The sequence below is a fragment of the Mesorhizobium sp. M7A.F.Ca.US.014.04.1.1 genome (assembly GCF_003998745.1).
Classification (GTDB): Bacteria; Pseudomonadota; Alphaproteobacteria; order Rhizobiales; family Rhizobiaceae; genus Mesorhizobium; species Mesorhizobium ciceri.
In genome coordinates this window covers 1-2,484 of record NZ_RZRW01000737.1, presented here as the reverse complement: position 1 = coordinate 2,484, position 2,484 = coordinate 1, and the positions used below count along the sequence as shown (strand labels likewise).

Sequence of the window (2,484 nt, the reverse complement as noted above, 5' to 3'; positions counted from 1 at the left end):
ACCCTGGTCATCCACGCGCCGGACGACCGCGAAGTCTCGGCCGATCACGCAAGGCGCTATGCCGGTGCCGGCGGCCATGTGCGGCTCTACTGGGCCGACGGGCTTGGCCATCGCCGCATTCTTGCCGACAAGGGCGTGGTCGAACGCGCGGTCGGCTTCGTGACGCATCGCGAGCCATTGCTGCTGCATTGAGCGGCGGTCGAGATTATTTCTTCTGCTCGCCGGGTTCGACCGGCAGTCCGGCGGCCTTCCAGGCGGTGTAGCCGCCGAGGATGTGCTTGACCGGCGAAAGCCCCATGTCCTGCGCCGTCTTTGTGGCCAGGGCAGAGCGCCAGCCGCCGGCGCAGAAGAACACGAAGCTCTTTCCCGAGGCGAAGAACGGCTTGTGGTAAGGGCTTTCGGGGTCGATCCAGAATTCCAGCATGCCGCGCGTGACATGCTTGGCGCCCGGAATCCGGCCGTCGCGTTCCACTTCGCGTGGATCGCGCAGATCGACGAAGATGGTGTCTTCATCGTCGAGCAGCCCGGCCGCTTCCTCCGGCGAAACCACCTCGATCACGGCATTCGCCTCGTCCAGCAGCTCGCGATAACCCTTTTTCACGCTCTCGTCCCTCCCGGCCTTGCTGGCGGATTTCGAGCACACCAGCCGGCGTTTGTCACGCCGCGTTGCCGCCGGCCAACGTCTGCCAGGCAGCCATGGCCCCGGCAACCGTCGCCAGCAGGGCAGCGTGCAAGGCGCCGTCTCGCGCCTGGATCGACATGCCGTGCTGGACCGTGGCGAAGAAGGTCGCGGCAGCGCTCGCGTCGAAATCCGCCGGCAATTCGCCTTCGGCAATACCGCGCTCCAGACGTTTTTGCAGGGCGGTGTGGTTTTCGGCACGACGGCGGCGCAGATCGTCGCAGATGGCGCCGCGGCTCGAATCCTGATGCAGTGCGCCCAGCGTGATCAGGCAGCCCTGCGGGCGATCGCTCTGCGCATAGGCTTTCGCCGTCAGGCACAGGAATTGTTCGATCGCCTGCCGCGCGGTCGGAGCCTCGTCCAATGCCAGCCAGATGTCGGCACCCTCGGTGTGCGAGTAAAAATCCGTCGCCTCCAGGAACAGCGCCTCCTTGCTGCCGAAGGCAGCGTAGAGGCTGGGCGAGTTGATGCCCATGGCGGCGGTCAGTTCGCTCATCGATGCACCTTCGTAACCACGCGCCCAAAACACCTGCATCGCGCAACGCAGGGCTGCGGTTCGATCGAAGGTGCGGGGACGGCCTCGTTCCGACATGACGCTCTTTCTGTGTTGATCGATACATAATTCAGTTGACGCCAGCGGGCAAGGCTGACAGATATTTATGTATCGATCATTACATAAAAGGAGAATTCGATGTCTTCCAGCAGATTGAACGGCAAGGCCGCGCTCGTCACCGGCGGCAGTCGCGGCATCGGCGCAGCGATTGCGCGGAGGCTGGCGGCCGATGGCGCCAGCGTCGCGCTGACCTATGTGCATGGCGAGGAACAGGCCCGCGCTGTCGTCGCCGAGATCGAGGCCAAGGGCGGCCGCGCCATCGCGATCAAAGCCGACAACCGCGATGCGGTCGCCCTAGACAAGGCAGTCGACGACGCCGTAACCGCCTTTGGCCGGCTCGACATCCTGGTCAACAGCGCCGGCATCTGGCGCGCCGCCCCAATCGACACGCTGTCGCTCGCCGATTTCGACGAGACCATGGAGGTCAATCTCCGGGCCCCATTCATCGCTTCCAAGGCCGCGGCCGCCCATATGGGTGAGGGCGGCAGCATCATCTCGATCGGCAGCAACCTTGCCGAGCGGGCCGACGGCAGCCTCACGGCCTATTCAGCCAGCAAGGCGGCGCTGGTCGGCCTGACCAAGGCGCTGGCGCGTGACCTCGGCCCGCGCGGCATCACCGCCAATGTCGTCCACCCCGGTTCGACCGACACCGACATGAACCCGGCCGACGGCCCGCATGCCGAGCATCAGCGCCGGAAGATGGCAACGCCGCGCTTCGGCAAGGCCGACGACATTGCCGGCATGGTCGCCTGGCTCGCAGGCCCGGAAGGCCGCTTCGTCACCGGCGCTGCCCTGGCCATCGACGGCGGCGCCAACGCCTGATCCCGCGGGGATTTCCGGCTGGGGCGGAACCACCCTCCGCTCCAGCCGTCACGATCTTGTGAAACCGTTCTGCAACAGGCTTTCCAAAATTTATGAAAGCTTAACGAAATCGGTATGAATCAGTATAGTCGCGCCTTACATCCGCCATGCGGTGAGCGGGACGATCGAGCGTGCGGAACGGGAACCGGTTGCGGCCGGAGCGGGTGATTCATGAAATTCCTCGGAAACAAAGCAACCGTGATGCCGCTGATGGCAATCACGGCGACGCTGGCTTTCGGTGTACCCCAGGCAGGCGCGCAGGGGCTCTTCGACATGCTTTTCGGCGGCGGCGTCAGGCATGCGCCGAAAGGCGAGTTTCCGCCCGCGCCAC

At 65.0% G+C, this 2,484-nt stretch carries 3 protein-coding genes and 1 pseudogene; 2 read left to right on the top strand and 2 right to left on the bottom strand.

Annotated elements, in window-relative coordinates; genetic code table 11:
- Positions 1-192 (top strand): annotated as a pseudogene (locus EOA22_RS30770) (alpha/beta hydrolase); the annotation flags it as partial.
- Positions 193-205: 13 nt separating this feature from the next.
- Here EOA22_RS30770 and EOA22_RS30765 read toward each other — a convergent pair.
- Both EOA22_RS30765 and EOA22_RS30760 read right to left on the bottom strand, forming a co-directional pair.
- A complete protein-coding gene (locus EOA22_RS30765) occupies positions 206-601 on the bottom strand; it encodes a rhodanese-like domain-containing protein (RefSeq protein WP_063167993.1) in 396 nt (131 codons plus the stop codon).
- Positions 602-656: 55 nt separating this feature from the next.
- Positions 657-1,271 (bottom strand): TetR/AcrR family transcriptional regulator, encoded by a 615-nt coding sequence (locus EOA22_RS30760; protein WP_063167994.1) that lies wholly within the window; start codon positions 1,269-1,271, stop codon positions 657-659.
- A gap of 99 nt (positions 1,272-1,370) precedes the next feature.
- Between EOA22_RS30760 and EOA22_RS30755 the strand changes: the two genes are divergently transcribed.
- Positions 1,371-2,114 carry a 3-oxoacyl-ACP reductase family protein gene (locus EOA22_RS30755; RefSeq protein WP_127390478.1) on the top strand — a complete coding sequence of 248 codons (744 nt, stop codon included), beginning with the start codon at positions 1,371-1,373 and terminating at the stop codon, positions 2,112-2,114.
- The last annotated feature ends 370 nt before the right edge of the window (positions 2,115-2,484 follow it).